This window comes from Sedimentibacter sp. LTW-03, assembly GCF_052059825.1.
Taxonomy (GTDB): Bacteria; Bacillota; Clostridia; order Tissierellales; family Sedimentibacteraceae; genus Sedimentibacter.
The window spans coordinates 2,598,104-2,615,693 of sequence record NZ_CP197180.1 but is presented as its reverse complement, the minus strand read 5'-3'; the positions used below and the strand labels follow the sequence as shown (position 1 = coordinate 2,615,693).

Genomic DNA, 17,590 nt, shown 5'->3' with positions numbered 1-17,590 from the left:
TTTTACGGATAAAGGTATAAAATAGCTATATCTGTCAACTGGTAGAGATTAATTTTTAGTGAATAAAAATAATTCATCCAATTTATACGAAGCTTTTAAATATTCATGTAACTAATAATAAGAATATTTTACATTGTTTAATTATGCTTATATTTTTAAAATATAATAATGAGTTTTAAATTTTTTTAATAAAATAATATAAAAAGAAGATATGTTCCCTTTGTTATGAAGTTATCCACACCTGTGGATAAAATTGTTAACAACTTTCATAATTTGAAAAAACTAAGAAATGTTTTTGTCAAGTAGTTTTTACAAAAATCAACAAAAAAAGAAACGTTCAAATTTCAACGTTTGTAAAAAAGGAGTTATCAACAGCTTATCCACATTTGTGGATAAGTTCATAAATTATATCTTGAGTATAAATATAAATGAAAATATAATAATTTAATTTACATCATTCGACATTCATACAGTTTTATGTATTATATAATATATGTATTCCGGAAATTCATTTGCAGCAAATGTAAAAAATTATAACTGAACGGCAAACTTAAGAAAAAGAGAGTAAAGGTTTGGGATTATTCGGGGGAATATGTGCGAAGGTTTATATTTGCCGGCAAAAAATAATTTGGCAAGAATTTTTTTCTTGCCAAATTGTTTTTTTAACTAAGGGAATATTATAATTCGGGTTCGATAAGCCCGTAATTTTCATCATTTCTTTTATATACTACATTTACTTCTTCTGTATCTGCATTTAAGAAAACGAAGAAATTATGTCTTAATAAATCCATTTGTAGAATTGCTTCTTCTATGTTCATCGGTTTTATTGCAAATCTTTTGGTTTTTACAACCTTGAACTCCTGTTCTTCATCCTCTATATCAAGAGGTTCTATATTTTCAAATTTTATAGATTCGTTTGAATGTTTTTTATTTTGTAGTTTTGTTTTATGTTTTCGTATTTGTTTTTCTAATGACTCTACCGCTTCATCTATAGCGTTGTACATGTCATCACATGCTTCTTCGACACGTACTATTCTGCCATTGAAAGGAATTGTAACCTCCACCTTGTGAAATTTTTTCTCGATGCTGAGAACAACCTTAGCCTCGATATCCTGCTGAAAAAACTTATCTAGCCTCCTAATCTTTTTAATAGCTGCCTCCTTTAGCGCGTCGGTCAGTTGAATGTTTTTAGCATAAATGGATATTTTCATGCAGTCAGCCCCTTTCAAGTTATTTAGTTATTATACTATACTAAAATTTTACCCAAATATGAAACAAATAAACACCTAACTGCAAATATTTTATTTGTAGTTTACAAAGTACAAAAGAACATGACAAAATCGGTTTGTACAATGCGAAAAAGTGTCCTTTCAGGCGCTATGTGTCGGACGTTTTGCAAATAAAAAAAGATGCTTTTGCATCTTCTATTCCGCACTGTATGCCGGTTTCCGTTTAGCCATCTTCTTAAAATTTGACGCGTACTCAAATACTGCAATATACTTGTCCACATAGCTTACGATCCACGCTTCTTTTGATTTGGGCAAGCCAAAAGGAAACATGTGAGCTTTTATAATATTTTCTTCTTTTTCGTTTAAGTCAAAGTGTTTTATGGCATTGTCATATGCAATCAGAGGATGCACGATGGCATGCTTTATAGAGTCTGTTATAATTCTTAAACTTAAGCTCTTTTTAAATTTATATAAAAAGAAATCGTGAAGCAATGCTCCTCTAATTGTTGCTCTCCAGTCTAAGTTGTGTTTATATGCCATTCGGTACGCATAGAACGCAACCTTTAATGAGTGATCGAATACGCTCTCGTCGTGATGTTTAATTTTTCTCATCTGCTGATATTCTTCATGCTCAATAATCGGGCGTGCTATTTCTAAAAACCTAGAATCCAAATATATCATCGTACCATCCTTATGTTTTTTTTTGTTACAGGCAATGCCTATATAAATAATACTATTTCATAATATTACTATGAATACAAAAATGCAAGAAAAAAATATATTTTTTTATGGTAATGCAGGAATTTTATCGCAGTGTTTTTTTATAATTTCATGCATAAAAAAAGACCGCAAGCACCTTGATGCTTATTCGTTATATGTGATTACAATGCCCCTATTATTTTATTTATAAAAAATTAGATTTTTGTTTCTGCTAAAGGATTTAGAAACAGTAATTATTTATTTTTTAATATATTTTGGGATAAATTTTACTCAGCTAGAAAAACTAATGCAAACGAAACAATAGTACTCTAAGGAGGTTTAATTATGGAAAATTCAATGTTTTGTTATCAGTGTGAGCAAACATTAGGTGGAAAAGGTTGTGTGAAGTCAGGGGTATGTGGAAAAAATCCAATTGTTGCCAATTTGCAGGATGTGCTGATTCACGAATTAAAAGGTATCGGATTCTATGGTCAAAAAAATTTAGAAAAAGGGCTAAAGATTAGGAGTGAAATAAATAAATTTGTAGTTGACAGTATGTTTTCTACACTTACTAATGTCAATTTTGACCCAACTAGATTTGTAGAGTATATTAAAAAGGCAGAGAAAATAAAAGAAGAACTCAAAAATGCAGTTGGTGAGATTGAGAATGTACCTGAAGCAGCAAAATACAAAGCACCAAAAACTATGGAAGAGATGGTAGAAGAAGCGAAGAATATAGGTATAATGTCTGATAAAAATTTAGATATGGATATACGTTCTTTAAGGGAACTGTTAATATATGCATTTAAAGGAATGGCCGCCTATGCCCATCATGCTTATATACTGGGTAAATTTGATGATGAAGTGAATAATTTCTTCTATAAAGGGTTAGCTGGTACTATTGATGATAGCTTAACGGTTGAAGACTTATTTAATCTAAATATGGAACTTGGCAAAACAGATCTAAAATGCATGGAAATATTAGATTCTGCAGTTACCAGTACTTATGGTAATCCTGAACCAACAGAAGTATTGATAACAAAGAAAAAGGGTCCTTTTATTATAGTATCTGGACATGATTTAAAAGATTTAAAAGAACTGTTAGAACAAACAGAAGGTAAAGGTATAAATATATATACTCACTGTGAAATGCTTCCTGCAAATGCATACCCTGAATTGAAAAAATATAAGCACTTAATAGGAAACTTTGGAGGAGCATGGCAGAAACAGCAGGAAGAATTTGATGGAATCCCTGGATGCATATTGATGACTACTAACTGTGTACAAAAACCAAGGGAAAGCTATAAAGATAGATTGTTTACAACAAGTATAGTTGGTATGCCTGACTGTCCACATATAGACGAATCTAATGGAAAAAAAGATTTTACTTCTATTATTGAAAAATCATTGGAATTAGGTGGATGGCAGGAAGATGAAACTGAAAAGAGAATACCAATTGGTTTTGCACACAATGCTATTTTAAGTCATGCAAATGAAATCGTAAATGCAGTTAAAAATGGTGGAATTAAACATTTCTTCTTAATTGGAGGTTGTGATGGGGCAAGACCAGGCAGAAATTACTACACAGAATTTGCAGAAAAAACTCCAAAAGATACTATTATTTTAACTTTAGCCTGTGGTAAATTTCGTTTCAATAAACTTGATTTAGGAACGGTAGCAGGTTTCCCAAGAATACTTGATTGTGGTCAATGTAGTGATTCATATTCAGCTATTAAGGTTGCAGTTGCATTAGCAGAAGCATTTAACTGTGGAGTAAATGAATTACCACTTTCCTTAGTTCTTTCTTGGTATGAACAAAAAGCAGTTGGAATACTTCTTGCTTTATTATCATTAGGAATTAAGGACATCCGTCTTGGACCAACACTACCAGCATTTATTACACCCAATATACTGCAAGTATTAGTTGACAAATTTGATTTAAAACCTATTTCAACACCTGAACAAGATTTAGAAGCAATTTTAGGACAATAAGGTAAATTATAATATTTATTGTAAAAGATAGATTAAAAAATTAATAGGCTGTTGAATAATCAATAAAAATATTGTTCAACAGCTTTTTAATACAATAAGGTAGGTGTAATCATTTGGATGGAATTAAACTAATGTAATGGTACGCAGCTTTTCATAATAAGAGCCACCACCCCACATTCGCATGAAAAGAAGTGAGTATGGCGGCCTGAATTTTCGAATTTATGTTTATATTATCTGTATTGAACTCCTATGTATGATGCAGGATTTACAACGGATCCGTATTTTCTAACTTCAAAGTGAAGATGTGGTCCTGATGAAACTCCTGTTGTACCTACTGCTGCAATTATTTTTCCTTGATATACTTTTTCTCCCACAGATACATATATTTCGCTGCAATGTGCATATCTTGTAATAAATCCACCACCGTGGTCTATGTCGATCATGTAGCCGTAGCTTCCTGACCAGCCTGCAAATGTAACTGTACCTCCGTCAGCAGCTTTGATTGATGAACCTGATGCTTTTGCCATGTCCTGGCCTAAGTGAAAACCTCCGCTTCTGGAACCAAAACGCGATGAAATATATGAACCGGGCAGAGGATTTATAAAATAGCCCGTTCCTTTCTTAGGCGGTGGATCCTGGGTACCTGTAGTTACAATTTCACTTACGGGTTCGGATACAACTTTTTCTGACAAAACTTCTTTTGCTACCTGGATACCATTTTGTTCTGTTACCAACGCTTCTATTTTTGATATACCGTACTCACCTTTTCTGTCGACAACCTCTTCATCGTTGTACATGTAAGATACGTAGGTGTATTCAGTTTCATATTTCGTTTTTTCTTCTTGTGTTACTTTTCTTTTTACCTGAACGTTTAAAAATGGCTTCGGAACCACTAAATTCAGTTCATCTCCTATTTGTATCCAGTCAGGGTCTGAATTGGGGTTCGCAGAAATAAGCTCATCTAAAGTCATATTAAAATATTCTGCGATAGTCCAGTAAGTGTCTCCTTCTTCAACTATGTATTTTTGTTCTTCGTCGGTGCCTTTAATTATGTAATTTACTAATTCGTCTGCTTTTTTTATTTCTGTATTTGATGCTTTAACCTGCTCGATTTCCACATCTTCTATGGTATTAACTTCAACTATTGAATCTTCGTCATAGCCTTTGCTGAAATAATTTTTTACTTCTTCTATTACGTTTGTTGCTTCATATTCCGAATTGACTATTCCTATTTGTTCTGAGTTGATGTTTATTGAATATGCCAGTATGGAATAGTTCACTGTATTTTCAAGGATGTTGTATAGCTGTTCATCATTTACTACTTCATTGTCTCTTGCTTTTGATTTAACAACATCAAATTTATTTTCTATTGCTATGTCATGGTTGCGTGATTTTTCAAGATTATTTTCAAGCTTTAAAAGCACTGTATCCAACATTTCAGAATCTCTTAATTTGCATATCTCCTTGCCATCTTCAACTACACTGAAGCTGTCTGTTGAAAAAATATTGTTTTCGTGAGTTTTAAGGTAGTCTGATGCGTAGCTGCCGCTCAAAACCAAGACGGTGGCGCACGCTAATGCAATTGATCCTTTGACACGCTTGGTAAATTGTATTTTATGATTGAATTTTATCTTGTGATTAAAGACTTGTCTTAGTTTTTTTTCTGGGAGTTGTTTAAAGATTTTTACGGATTCTGGAATATTTGGTTTTTTAAATGGTAATTTTAATTTTTTCATAGTTTACTTCCTAGTAGTTTGTCGTTGTAAAATTATATCACTTAAGAAGAAAATACCGATTCTCTTTTAAATTAAAAAATGATATAATTAAATCGTAAAGTACAGTTTTTTAATTAATCATCTTGACACATTATACTCGAAATGAGTAAGGATTGTCAACGATTAAACAGAAAAATGTTTTCACAAAAACATAACAACATTATTACAATTTTATTACAATTTTTACGGACTATACCGTTAATAATAATATATTTTTTCCAAAAAGGAGTAAATTATGTATTTTATTCTTCAAGAAATGCAAATAGATTTAGGGGATACCCCTGTTGAAAATATATTTATAAATGATTACATGCCTGTTGCCGACGGCACTTATGTTAAAGTGTATCTTATGGGATACAAGTATGCTCGTGATAAACAGTCAAATTTCAACAATGAAACAATTGCCAAAAATTTAAAGCTTCCTTTGTCTGATGTGATGAGTGCGTGGGATTATTGGCAGAACGAAGGCATTATAATCAAACACGAAACTGACGATGAATACAACTATACCGTCGAATTTGTCAATTTGAAGCAATTGTACATTGATAATGTGTACAAGTACATTAAACAAAACAAAAAAAGGTCGGATTATGTCGATAATAACGAGCTTATTTCTTCGAGCAAAATTTCAGAAAATAAGAAAATGATGGAAGAAATAGAGGAAATGTACAGAAGACCGTTGAAAATCAGCGAAAAGCAAAAAATAGTATCTTGGCTGAACAATTACAAAATGAAGCCTGAAATTATGGCGCAGGCATTCAGCTACTGTATAAACAACAAGAAAGCAAAAAGGTTCAGCTATGTGGAATCAGTGGTTTCAGCGTGGCATGATGAGGGAGTAAATGACATTGATTCAATGGTAGAATATCTGGAGAAAAGAAACGACCGTTATTCAGTTTATTCCAGAATAAGTAAAGCCCTGGGATTTAACAGAATATTGACTGAGGCTGAAATGAAGATTATTGACAAATGGGTTGATGAGTGGGACTTTTCCATGGAAATGATTTTGAAGTGCTTGGATAATTCAACTAAGATAAACAACCCAAATCTTAATTATTTTGATAAAATTCTTAGTGATTGGAATAAAAATGGATTTAAAACGATTGAAGATTTAAAGAACGATGTAAAACCTGAGGCAAAAAAGGTAAAAAAACCTGGCAATACCGGAACTAAGGCAAGAAATAAATTTCATAATTTTGATCAGAAAATCAAGGATTATTCAGAAGAGGAGCTGGAAAGCATCGTAAAAAAAAGATTTGAGAAGAAACTCAACAAATTAGGACTTAACATGTCTGACGGAGGTGAGAACGATGAATAAGCAGATACTTGAAAATATTATGACGGATTACAACAAAAAGCGGCTTAAGGCAGCTAGGGAGGCAGAAGAAAGAAAAAAGAAACTTTATGAAGCATTTCCTGATCTGGAGGAAGCAGACAGGCAGATTATGCTTCTGAGTATTAAATTGTCCAGGCTGTTTATATCTGCTCCGGATAATTTGGAGGAACAGGTTTTGCAACTAAAAAAAGATATAGAGAGTCTAAAGAGAAACAGGACTAAAATTTATGAGGACAATAATATTCCTAAAGATTACATTGACATAAAATATGAATGCGAGAAGTGCAACGACACCGGATACACTGAGGACGGGAAAAGATGCAGCTGCCTGAACAAACAGATTATACGCGGCTTGTATAACATGTCCAACATGGTTCACATGCTGAACAAGGAGAACTTTGACACTTTTGATATAAATGTGTTCAGCAATGAAGTATATAAAAATGAAAGGCTTACACCGAAGCAAAATATGTACAACATACTTGAGGCAGCAGAAGATTTTTGCAACAACTTTCACAGAACCGGCATAAATCTTTTATTTTACGGAGGAACCGGGCTGGGAAAGACATTTATGTGCAATTGTATAGCTAAGGTTCTTATAGACAGGGAAGTTTCAGTTTTATATCAGACGTCTTTTTCGCTGTTTGAAATAGTTGAAAACCATAAGTTTAACAAGCAGTCGGAAACAGAAGAAAACAGAATATATTACAATATGATTTTTGAATGTGACTTGCTTATAATAGATGATTTGGGAACAGAGTTCAATAATTCCTTTACAAATGCAGAACTGTTTAATATAATCAACGAAAGGTTGATAACCGAAAAGAAAACAATAATTTCAACTAATTTATCGCTTGAACAGCTTGCCGAGACATATTCGGACAGAATTATGTCAAGAGTGTTCAATAATTTTGCTCCGCTTAAATTTTACGGCAAGGATTTAAGGTGGGAAAGCAAGTAATGAAAGGTGAATATATGAAACACAATTTAATATTCGGACACAAAACACCGGATACTGACAGCGTGTGTTCCGCAATAGCACTGGCGGAGCTTAAAAATGAACTGAATGAACTATCAATACCCTACATGCTGGGGAGTGCCAACAAAGAAACAGAATTTGTACTAAATTATTTTAACGTACAGGTTCCCCAGGTGCTGGATAATGTAAAAATTCAAATTAAGGATTTAGCTTATGATAGGGTCAAGCCCTTTAATAAAAACAATTCCGTGCATTTTGCATATTTTAATATGAACGAAAACAGGCTCAGGACACTGCCCATAGTGGATGAAGATGGGTATCTGTCCGGAATAATTACTATGAAGGATATAGCTATGAGCCTGATTAATACAGATCAGCAGCATCTGTGCACACTATATGATAATATAATTGAAACTCTCATAGGGAAAGCACTGCTTAAATTTGATGAAATAATTGACGGAGATATAACTGTAGCATCGTTTGAAGAAGATACTCTGAGGAGATCGAAACTGATTAACAAGGAGTCCATAGTAATCGTAGGCGACAGATACGATATTATCAGGTATGCAATTGAAACAGGAGTCAAATTGATCATAGTTACGGGAGATTTGGCAGTGCCGACGTATTTAATTGAATTGGCAGAAAAAAATAGAGTTAACATGATACTGACACCGTATAAGACATACTATACAGCAAAGAATATTTCTTTGTCCAAGTATGTAAAAGATATCATGAAGAGCGAAGATATCATGATGTTTACGGATGAGGATTATTTAAATGACTGCAAGGAGGATATAGAACAATCAAAGCATTCTAAATTTCCTATAGTGTCAAAGGACAAGAAATACCTGGGACTGCTCAGCAGAAATCATTTGATAAACCCTCAGAGAAAAAAAGTTATACTTGTTGACCATAATGAAATGAATCAAAGTGCGGACGGACTGGAAGAATCAGAAGTGCTTGAAGTAATAGACCATCACAAAATAGGCGATATCAAGACAGCAATTCCAATAATATTCAGAAACATGCCTGTAGGCAGTTCAAACACAATTATTTACAATATGTACAAAGAAAATAACGTAAGCATAAAAAACCAAACAGCAGGCCTTATGCTGTCCGGAATAATTTCCGATACGCTTTTGTTCAAATCTCCTACAACAACCGAGAGAGACAAACAAGCCGCAAAAGAGCTGTTGGAAATCGTAGATTTGGACTTGCATGAGTATGCAATGGAGATGTTCAAAGCAGGTACATCTCTCGAAGGAAAAACAATGGAGGAAATTCTGTTTCAGGATTTCAAGAAATTTAATCTTGTGTATAAGAATATAGGAATATCACAAGTGTTTACATTGGATATAAATCAGATTATGGACAGAAAGGATGAGTTTATCAAACTTATTGACGATGTTACATATGACAAAGACTATTTTCTTATAATAATGGCTGTTACCGACATAGTGAACGAAGGTTCGTACATATTTTATACTTCAGCCAGAGAAAGACTTGTAAAGACCATATTTGAAGAGGAAAATATATTTCAGGGAATTTATGCGGATAAATGTGTTTCGAGAAAAAAACAGATTGTTCCAATGGTTATAAATGCACTGAAACTTATACGACAGTAATAGTAAAAAATAAATGATCAAAAGTTATTCTGAATAAGAAATTTTAAGTCTTGTTCAGAATAATTTATTGCAAAATAAAAAACGTTTGCATAAATATTTAGAAAAATAATTAAAAAAAGTATTGACAAAGGATTTTTCTGTATGTATAATCATAAACATATTAAAAAGCTTTGACGGAGACAAAAATATCGTACTGTAGCTTCAGAGAGCCGGTGTGTGGTGAGAGCCGGTGTTACAAGATATAATGATCACTCCAGAGCTGCCAAGCCGAAATACAGTAGGCGAGGACGTGTTCCTGCGTTACAAGGATAGAGTTCAAAAAACAATAAGTTTTTTCGACTTGAATGAGGCGATATTTTTTTATCGTAAAATAGGGTGGTACCGCGAAAGACCTTTCGTCCCTATATACATCTAGATGTATATAGAGACGAGAGGTTTTTTTTATGCTTAATACTGTTTTCAAAATTTTTTCTGAAAATGGCTAGGTAACGGCACTTACTACCCCTCCTCTTAATTTCAAGTTGAAGCCAAAAGGAGGATTTAAATGTGCAGAACCATAAGCTTTAAAGTATCAATGGGAATGGATTCGGCGGTCAGAGTGCTGACGACTCTAAGGAGAAAGCAATTTGATGTTAGAGAATTCAGCATGGTTTCGCTGAATGAAAAAAATTCGGAGTTTAAAGTTACACTGGAGGAAAAAAAGAAGGAAAGCTTTGAAAGGGCAGTTCTTCAAATGCAAAAATTGGTTGACGTATATGACGTTGCCGAGGCTCAGTAATATTTGTGAATAACTGTAGAGGGATAATACAGATCATTTCAAAAACAAAAAATTAAGTTCATGGAGGAAGAAGAAAATGGGAAAAATGTATTATGATAATGATGCGGATTTAAAATATCTTGAAGGAAAGACGGTTGCAGTAGTAGGCTACGGAAGTCAGGGCCATGCTCATGCGCTTAACTTAAAAGAAAGCGGAGTAAATGTAGTAGTGGGATTGCAGGAAGGAAGCAGATCAAAGGCAAAAGCTGAATCTCACGGATTAACTGTTAAGACTGTTGCTGAAGCGGCAAAAGAAGCGGATGTTGTTATGATGCTTGCACCGGATACAGTACAAAAACAAATTTATGAAGAAAGTGTAGCTGCAAATCTTAAAGAAGGAAATGCCCTTGCTTTTGCTCATGGGTTTAATATTCATTATAATCAGATAGTTCCACCTAAAAATGTAGATGTATTCATGGTTGCCCCTAAGGGACCCGGACATTTAGTAAGGAGACAATATCTTGAAGGAAAGGGAGTTCCGGATGTATTTGCCGTATACCAAGATTATACAGGAAAATGTAGGGAACTTACACTTGCATATGCAAAAGGAATCGGCGGAACAAGAGCAGGTGTTATTGAAACGACGTTTAAGGAAGAAACAGAAACCGACCTGTTCGGTGAGCAGGCTGTTCTTTGTGGCGGCATAACTGAGCTGATCAAAGCAGGGTTTGATACACTGACTGGGGCAGGTTATCAGCCCGAGGTTGCATACTTTGAATGTCTGCATGAAATGAAACTTATAGTAGACCTGATTTATGAAGGCGGATTTGAAAATATGAGATATTCAATAAGCGATACCGCAGAATACGGTGATTATGTAACAGGAACAAAAATTGTAACAGAAGATACCAGAAAGGCAATGAGAAATGTATTGAAAGATATTCAGGACGGTACATTTGCTTATGATTGGATATCTGAAAATAAAGTAGGAAGACCTAGATTCATGGCAATGAAAAACATGGAATTGCAGCATCCGTTAATCAAGACGGGCAAAGAGCTGAGATCTATGATGTCATGGATAGGAAAACCTGCAGAAGGACAGGAATAATAAGTACTTGGGTTAGGCCGAAAAATTGGAGGATAAAATGAAACTGTCAGGCTCACAGATAATATTAAGGGTACTAAGAGAAAAAGGAATAGACACTTTATTCGGGTATCCCGGCGGAGCTGTAATACCTTTCTTCGATGCTCTATATGATGAACTTGATTATTTTAAGGTATTGAGACCTGCGCATGAACAGAACGGAGTTCATGCCGCAGACGGATACGCCAGAAGCACAGGAAAACTTGGGGTATTTGTTGCAACATCCGGACCTGGGGCAACAAATACCATAACAGGAATCGCAAACGCGTATATGGATTCTGTTCCGCTGTTAGTAATAACAGGTCAGGTTGCAAATACACTTATAGGAAAAGATTCTTTTCAGGAAGTTGATATAACGGGTATGACTCTGTCGGTTACAAAGCACAGCTATCTTGTTCGAAACGTTGAAGATCTGGAGGACGTTATAAGAGAAGCCGCAGAAGTTGCAATGGAAAAAAGACCGGGTCCGGTGCTTGTGGATGTTCCTAAAGATGTGTTCATGAGCTTATGTGAATTCAAAGGAAGCGGCACCGGTGAAGACTTTGAAGAGAAAGAGCATGTAAGAGGCAACCTTGAACTGGCGGCTGAGCTTATAAACAGCTCTCAAAAGCCCGTAATATATGCCGGCGGGGGCGTCAGAATTTCCAAGAATGATGATCTTCTTCTGAAATTTGCGGAAAAAACAGGGATACCTGTATGTAACAGCTTTATGGGGCTGGGAACTATTCCTAGGAATCACAAGCTTTCATTGGGATTTGTAGGAATGCACGGTTCAACTGAAACTAATATGGCGGTTACAAACTGCGACCTGCTTATAGCAATGGGAGCACGCTTCAGTGACAGAGTTATCGGAAGCCCGGACAAATTTGCTCCGGGGGCCAAAATAATACACATAGATATTGATTCCACGGAAGTAGACAAGAATACCTACGAAAGTATTCCGCTTATAGGTGAAATGAAAGAAATACTTGAAAGGCTTCTTGAAAAAGCCGAGGAAAAAGACAGAAGCGGCTGGCTGAATGAGATAATGTCTAAAAGGCAGAAAAAAAATATCGAAGGTCAATTTATTCCGGAGAACATATTGAAAAAAGTTAACAGCTATTACAGTGTGGATACAGTTGTTGCAACAGATGTGGGGCAGCATCAGATGTGGACCGGTCAGTATTGGAATTTTAACAGGTCGGATGAGTTTATAACATCCGGTGGTCTGGGGACAATGGGTTTTGGAATTGGAGCTGCAATGGGAGCACAGATAGGAAACCCAAATAAAAAAACGGTTCTTGTTACCGGAGACGGAAGTTTTAGAATGAACTGTGAAGAATTAGTTACAATTTCAAGATATAGGCTTCCTGTTAAAATAATATTGCTTAACAACAATACGTTGGGCATGGTTCGTCAATGGCAGAGAATGTTCAGCAATGCGAGGTATTCCGAAACAGATAACCATGACGATGTGAACTACCAGATGCTTGCCGGCTCTTACGGCATAAAATCATTTAAGGCAGAATCAATGGAAGAGTTGGAAAATGCTCTTGAAAGCACCTGCGGTGTCAATGAACCCGTATTGATTGAATGCAGAATTGACCATGACTGCAGCGTTTATCCCATAGTTCCGCCTGGAAGGCCCATAGACGAGTTGTTAATAAGCGGATAATTGTTAAGACTTTCCTGACTATAAAAAATAAAAAAGCGTCATGCTCAGTTGAACTGACTCATGTCAATTAGACAATTAATTTAATTAAATATTAGACCATAGTTTCGATATTCTAAAGAGACTGTATAAAGTTTCGTATAAATGGTAACCACAAAAGCGAGGAGGTATTATCATGAAACACGAAACTTTTTTACGTGAGGAAAAGACACAGGAATTGGCAAAATTTATAGCAAAGAATTGAGAAAACTTGAATGATGTGCAAAATTTATTAAAAGAATTTTTTAAAGGAAAAATTGAAGAAATGCTTGAATCAGAGATGGATGAACATTTTATGATATGATAAACATTTTGTCGAAGGAAAATGCAGTGGAAACAGTCGTAATGGATACAATAAACCTTACAAAGTGAATATGGTGAGATACCAATTAATGTACCTCGTGACAGAAGCGGAGAATTTTCTCCAAAGGCAATAAGTAAATTCAAAACTAAAACCGTTGATATAGGAAACCGTATCATTGCAATATATGCAAAAGGTATGAGCAATAGGTATATTGAAAATGAGGGAACAATAATAGGGCAATCATTTTTTGACCGCCCAATCACCGTATAAAGTACAACAAGCGTTTGGGGCGTACACCTTTTTCACTTTTTAGAAAACTTTCCTATTGAAGGACAAAAAAACATCTACCTTATTATTAAGAATTACATATCTTCAGCGTAATACTTGAAATTTGGGAATTTTACTCCAAAATGTCTTAGTATTGATTTTGCTGCTCCATCTGAATTTTTATCTCTTATAAACTCTACAATATCCTTGTGAGTGGAATAAAAATCACTACCGTCGGTAGTTGTTATCTGCTCGCCAATAAGATCGATTATGCTTTCATAGAAGTTTATAAGCAGCGGATTTCCGGTTATTCGTATAAGTTCAAGATGGAATTCATTGTTTAGAAGAATTCTTTCTTTAAGTGTTTTAGGGCCTTCCATACGGGAAATAATTTCATCCAGAAGAGCAAGTTGCTCTTCTGTTCTTTTGCGTGCCGCTATTTTTACATTTTGTACTTCAATGATATATCTTACTTCTAATATGTCGTCCATATTTCCGTGAGCGGCATAGAATGAAAGAATTATGGGATTGAATATCTTGTTCTGGCATGGAAGAATATAGTTCCCGTCTCCACGACGCGATTCAACAATACCCATAGCTTCAAGTATACTTATTGTCTGCTTGAGGGCAGGACGACTTACTCCCATCATTTCTGCAATCTGTCTTTCAGGAGGAAGCTTTTCACCTGGCTTAAGCTCTCCGTCTTTTATAAGTTGAGTTATCTGTTTAAGTATTTTATTTGTTACCTTTTCGCTTGGTTCTATTTCTGTAAACATTCCCGTTCCTCTTTGTTATATTTGAGTTTTATTTTCAGGATTGAATATCATAATTTAATAATCTTTCAACATTTGCGTTATTTTAAACATTATACCATCTATTACTGTTTAAATCAAGAAACCATTGTTCTTTCAACAAAAACAAATAAAAATACTTTTAGGTAAATACCTTTAGTCTGACTATATATTCAACGAGTTCTATGATAATATAAATCATTTCTTCCATGATAACAAAAGTAAGAATGAACAAAAGCTCATTCTTACTTAATAAAATATTATTTTTATGATTTATATTACATGTAAACGCCTACACCGGGTCCAAGTGGCAAGCCAAGTACCATCCATATAACCAAAAGAACTGCCCAGAAAATTAGGAATCCTACAGAATATGGAAGCATTGTGGAAATCATTGTGCCAATACCTGTATCTTCATCATATTTTTTTGCAAAAGCAAGAATAAGTGGAAAGTAGTCCATTAATGGAGTAATTATATTTGTGCTGGAGTCACCTATTCTGAATGCTGCCTGTGTCATTTCAGGAGAAATATTGAGTCCCATAAACATCGGAATAAACACTGGTGCCATTATAACCCATTTAGCAGAAGCAGAACCCATAAACAAATTTAGTAAACTTGCAAGAATTACAAAGATAACCATTAAAAGTGGAGGCCATATTCCAATTGAACCAAGAAATTTAGCACCTTTTAAAGCTATAATAATGCCAATATTCGTTTTTTCAAAATAAGATATAAATTGTGATGCAACAAAAGCAAGTGCAATATATCCACCCATTGTAGACATACTTTTCCCCATTTGTGCTGCAATATCTTTTTCCGACTTATATACACCAGTAATTTTCCCATAAATAACTGAAGGTACAAAAAACATTATTGTAATAATAGGAATTATTCCTTTCATAAGAGCAGATCCACTTACAAGGCTACCTGTTTGTATATTTCTCAGAAATGAAGTCTTAGGAATACAAAGTAAAAATAAACCAATAAGCATTGCAAAAAGAACTATACTTGATACTTTAAGAGCTTTATTCTCTATTTGACTCATATTACCAAGTTCCATTTCACTTTGCGTAACTTGTGCCTTACTCTTATCGTATATACCCAGTCTTGGTTCAACTATTTTTTCAGTGATAATAGTGCCTACAATCGTTATGACTACTGTTGAGGCCATCATAAAAAACCAGTTTCCTGTAGGGTCGACAACATACGAAGGATCAAGAATCCTCGCTCCTTCTGTGCTAATGCCAGAAAGAAGGGGATCGATTGCACCTATTAAAAGGTTAGCACTGAATCCACCTGATGCGCCAGCAAAAGCTGCTGCCATTCCTGCAAGAGGATGCTTATTATAAGACATAAAAATAATCGCACCAAGTGGGACTAGTACAACATATCCAACAACCGAAGCTACATTAGACATGATTCCAAGGAATACTACTACTGGAACTATTAATCTTTTTGGTGTAACCGATACTGTTTTTTTAACAGCAGCACTTATAAATCCACTTCCTTCTGCCATACCTATACCAAAGGTAACTACAAGAACTACACCTAAAGGTGCAAATCCTGTAAAATTAGATAACATGCTTGTAAGTATATATACAAGCCCTTCTTTTGAAAGCAGGTTATTAACTGTAATTTTTTGCATTTCAACTTCATTTGTTACTCTGTTTAAAATTTCACCCGATGCTGACCATTCAACAGAAGCCCCAATAAATGATAGAAGCAATACAAATATTGCCAGGTAGAAGAACAGAGTGACTGGATGAGGTAGCTTGTTGCCAGCTATCTCAACTCTGTCAAGAGTTCTGTTTAAAAAATTTTTCTTTCTCTTTGTTTTTTCCATAGATATTCGCTGAAAATTCGCTTTCAGCATTCCTCCTTATAACAAAATTATATTTCTAATAAAGTATCTTTCGGTGCCTTTGTAAGATTACGTCCTCCTTTTTCTTTTTCTATTAACAGAAGATCTTCAATTCTTATTCCGCCCCAATTTTCTATATATATGCCCGGTTCAACAGAAACAATAGTATTTTCCGAAAGTATATAATCACTTTGAGGATGAAGCCTTGGCTTTTCATGAACTTCCATACCAATACCATGACCAAGGCCGTAGTCAAAACAACCTTTGTCCAGTTTTTTTGTAATAATATTTCGAGAAAATGCATCAGCCTCTCTGCATGTCATTCCTGCTTTAATATTTTCGAGCGCCATAATTTGTGCTTTTAATACAAGATTATACATTTCCTTTTGTCTGTCATCAGCATTGCCCATTACAATAGTTCTAGATGTGTCAGAGCAATATCCATTAAGTACAACACCAAAATCCATAAGGACTAAATCACCTTTTTTAATAACCTTTTCAGTAGGTGCACAATGTGGCATAAAGCATCTTGATCCTGAAGATAATAATGTATCAAACGAAAACCCTTCTGCACCCATATGCATTAATATATCATTGAATATATTTCTTGCTTGTTTTTCCGTCATTCCAACTTTAATGAAATTAAGAAATTCTAAATATGCTTTATCTGCAAGATCAACAGCTTGCTGAATAAATTCCACCTCTTTTTCCGTCTTAATCATACGTACATCTTCAATAAATTGAGGCATATCTACAAGTTCTACGCCGGAAAATTTTTTTACAAGCATATCATAATCATATTTAGATGTTGTTGTCGACTCATATCCTAAAGATTTAATGCCTTTACTAAAGCTTGTTTTTACAATTTCATCAATACCACCAAAAAACACAGTATATTCTGAATAAATATTTTTAAAATATTTTATATTTCTTGAAGGTGTTGCAAGAAAAACTTCTTCTGCCGTTATAAGTAAAATACCTGGCAGATAATAGTTTCCCTTGCTACAAAGATAATTTCTGTTTGCATCATTACGCACAATATAGGCATCTACATTGCTCTCTTTTACTTTTTTCATTACTCTTCTGTACATATTCATACTCCTTTTATTAAATTTCGAATTACCTTTTAGTTTGAATTTA

General features: G+C 34.4%; 13 protein-coding genes, 1 pseudogene and 1 other annotated feature. Of the genes and pseudogenes, 8 read left to right on the top strand and 6 right to left on the bottom strand.

Translation table 11 applies throughout. From position 1 onward, the window contains the following. Positions 1-677: 677 nt before the first annotated feature. Both hpf and ACS3UD_RS12840 read right to left on the bottom strand, forming a co-directional pair. On the bottom strand, positions 678-1,211 hold the full coding sequence (hpf, locus tag ACS3UD_RS12845) for a ribosome hibernation-promoting factor, HPF/YfiA family (protein ID WP_308139237.1): 534 nt from the start codon (positions 1,209-1,211) through the stop codon (positions 678-680). 213 nt (positions 1,212-1,424) lie between these two features. Continuing rightward, complete coding sequence (locus ACS3UD_RS12840) at positions 1,425-1,910, bottom strand: HD domain-containing protein (protein ID WP_308139238.1); 486 nt, start codon at positions 1,908-1,910, stop codon at positions 1,425-1,427. A gap of 363 nt (positions 1,911-2,273) precedes the next feature. Here ACS3UD_RS12840 and hcp point away from each other — a divergent pair, with 363 nt between their 5' ends. Beyond that, positions 2,274-3,920, top strand: coding sequence for a hydroxylamine reductase (gene hcp / locus ACS3UD_RS12835; RefSeq protein WP_308139239.1), 1,647 nt, complete (start codon positions 2,274-2,276; stop codon positions 3,918-3,920). Positions 3,921-4,150: 230 nt separating this feature from the next. Here hcp and ACS3UD_RS12830 read toward each other — a convergent pair whose 3' ends face one another. Then, positions 4,151-5,656, bottom strand: coding sequence for a LysM peptidoglycan-binding domain-containing M23 family metallopeptidase (locus ACS3UD_RS12830; RefSeq protein ID WP_308139240.1), 1,506 nt, complete (start codon positions 5,654-5,656; stop codon positions 4,151-4,153). 274 nt (positions 5,657-5,930) lie between these two features. On the opposite strand from ACS3UD_RS12830, the gene ACS3UD_RS12825 reads away from it, so the two are divergent. From ACS3UD_RS12825 to ACS3UD_RS12795, 7 genes and pseudogenes are all read left to right on the top strand, one after another. Beyond that, the gene (locus ACS3UD_RS12825) at positions 5,931-7,013 is read left to right on the top strand and encodes a DnaD domain-containing protein (protein WP_308139241.1); all 1,083 of its coding nucleotides are present in this window, start codon (positions 5,931-5,933) and stop codon (positions 7,011-7,013) included. Continuing rightward, the gene (locus ACS3UD_RS12820) at positions 7,006-7,992 is read left to right on the top strand and encodes an ATP-binding protein (RefSeq protein ID WP_308139242.1); all 987 of its coding nucleotides are present in this window, start codon (positions 7,006-7,008) and stop codon (positions 7,990-7,992) included. The genes ACS3UD_RS12825 and ACS3UD_RS12820 overlap by 8 nt, the downstream gene beginning before the upstream one ends. A 14-nt stretch (positions 7,993-8,006) precedes the next feature. Beyond that, on the top strand, positions 8,007-9,635 hold the full coding sequence (locus ACS3UD_RS12815; protein ID WP_308139243.1) for a putative manganese-dependent inorganic diphosphatase: 1,629 nt from the start codon (positions 8,007-8,009) through the stop codon (positions 9,633-9,635). Positions 9,636-9,796: 161 nt separating this feature from the next. Continuing rightward, positions 9,797-10,041: a binding site (T-box leader), on the top strand. A gap of 138 nt (positions 10,042-10,179) precedes the next feature. After that, positions 10,180-10,413: an ACT domain-containing protein gene (locus tag ACS3UD_RS12810; protein ID WP_213923949.1), complete on the top strand. Its 234-nt coding sequence runs from the start codon at positions 10,180-10,182 to the stop codon at positions 10,411-10,413. Between the two features lie 76 nt (positions 10,414-10,489). After that, a complete protein-coding gene (ilvC, locus tag ACS3UD_RS12805; protein ID WP_308139244.1) occupies positions 10,490-11,500 on the top strand; it encodes a ketol-acid reductoisomerase in 1,011 nt (336 codons plus the stop codon). 37 nt (positions 11,501-11,537) lie between these two features. Further along, positions 11,538-13,190, top strand: a complete 1,653-nt coding sequence (gene ilvB / locus ACS3UD_RS12800; RefSeq protein ID WP_308139245.1) for a biosynthetic-type acetolactate synthase large subunit — start codon at positions 11,538-11,540, stop codon at positions 13,188-13,190. A 409-nt stretch (positions 13,191-13,599) separates the two neighbouring features. After that, positions 13,600-13,800: pseudogene (locus ACS3UD_RS12795) on the top strand (transposase); the annotation flags it as partial. Positions 13,801-13,892: 92 nt separating this feature from the next. On the opposite strand, the gene ACS3UD_RS12790 reads toward ACS3UD_RS12795, so the two are convergent. The 3 genes from ACS3UD_RS12790 to ACS3UD_RS12780 all read right to left on the bottom strand — a co-directional run bounded on the left by ACS3UD_RS12790 (position 13,893) and on the right by ACS3UD_RS12780 (position 17,541). Next, positions 13,893-14,573 (bottom strand): FadR/GntR family transcriptional regulator, encoded by a 681-nt coding sequence (locus ACS3UD_RS12790; protein WP_308139246.1) that lies wholly within the window; start codon positions 14,571-14,573, stop codon positions 13,893-13,895. A gap of 293 nt (positions 14,574-14,866) precedes the next feature. Next, positions 14,867-16,462: an AbgT family transporter gene (locus tag ACS3UD_RS12785; RefSeq protein WP_440977629.1), complete on the bottom strand. Its 1,596-nt coding sequence runs from the start codon at positions 16,460-16,462 to the stop codon at positions 14,867-14,869. A gap of 17 nt (positions 16,463-16,479) precedes the next feature. Then, the gene (locus tag ACS3UD_RS12780; RefSeq protein WP_308139248.1) at positions 16,480-17,541 is read right to left on the bottom strand and encodes a M24 family metallopeptidase; all 1,062 of its coding nucleotides are present in this window, start codon (positions 17,539-17,541) and stop codon (positions 16,480-16,482) included. Positions 17,542-17,590: the final 49 nt, after the last annotated feature.

Bases quoted from the DNA above. Each gene is read 5' to 3' on its own strand.
- ACS3UD_RS12840 (WP_308139238.1), bottom strand. From the start codon at position 1,910: ATGATATATTTGGATTCTAGGTTTTTAGAAATAGCACGCCCGATTATT.
- hcp (WP_308139239.1), top strand. From the start codon at position 2,274: ATGGAAAATTCAATGTTTTGTTATCAGTGTGAGCAAACATTAGGTGGA.
- ilvB (WP_308139245.1), top strand. From the start codon at position 11,538: ATGAAACTGTCAGGCTCACAGATAATATTAAGGGTACTAAGAGAAAAA.
- ACS3UD_RS12815 (WP_308139243.1), top strand. From the start codon at position 8,007: ATGAAACACAATTTAATATTCGGACACAAAACACCGGATACTGACAGC.
- ACS3UD_RS12820 (WP_308139242.1), top strand. From the start codon at position 7,006: ATGAATAAGCAGATACTTGAAAATATTATGACGGATTACAACAAAAAG.
- hpf (WP_308139237.1), bottom strand. From the start codon at position 1,211: ATGAAAATATCCATTTATGCTAAAAACATTCAACTGACCGACGCGCTA.
- ACS3UD_RS12790 (WP_308139246.1), bottom strand. From the start codon at position 14,573: ATGTTTACAGAAATAGAACCAAGCGAAAAGGTAACAAATAAAATACTT.
- ilvC (WP_308139244.1), top strand. From the start codon at position 10,490: ATGGGAAAAATGTATTATGATAATGATGCGGATTTAAAATATCTTGAA.
- ACS3UD_RS12825 (WP_308139241.1), top strand. From the start codon at position 5,931: ATGTATTTTATTCTTCAAGAAATGCAAATAGATTTAGGGGATACCCCT.
- ACS3UD_RS12780 (WP_308139248.1), bottom strand. From the start codon at position 17,541: ATGTACAGAAGAGTAATGAAAAAAGTAAAAGAGAGCAATGTAGATGCC.
- ACS3UD_RS12830 (WP_308139240.1), bottom strand. From the start codon at position 5,656: ATGAAAAAATTAAAATTACCATTTAAAAAACCAAATATTCCAGAATCC.
- ACS3UD_RS12810 (WP_213923949.1), top strand. From the start codon at position 10,180: ATGTGCAGAACCATAAGCTTTAAAGTATCAATGGGAATGGATTCGGCG.
- ACS3UD_RS12785 (WP_440977629.1), bottom strand. From the start codon at position 16,462: ATGCTGAAAGCGAATTTTCAGCGAATATCTATGGAAAAAACAAAGAGA.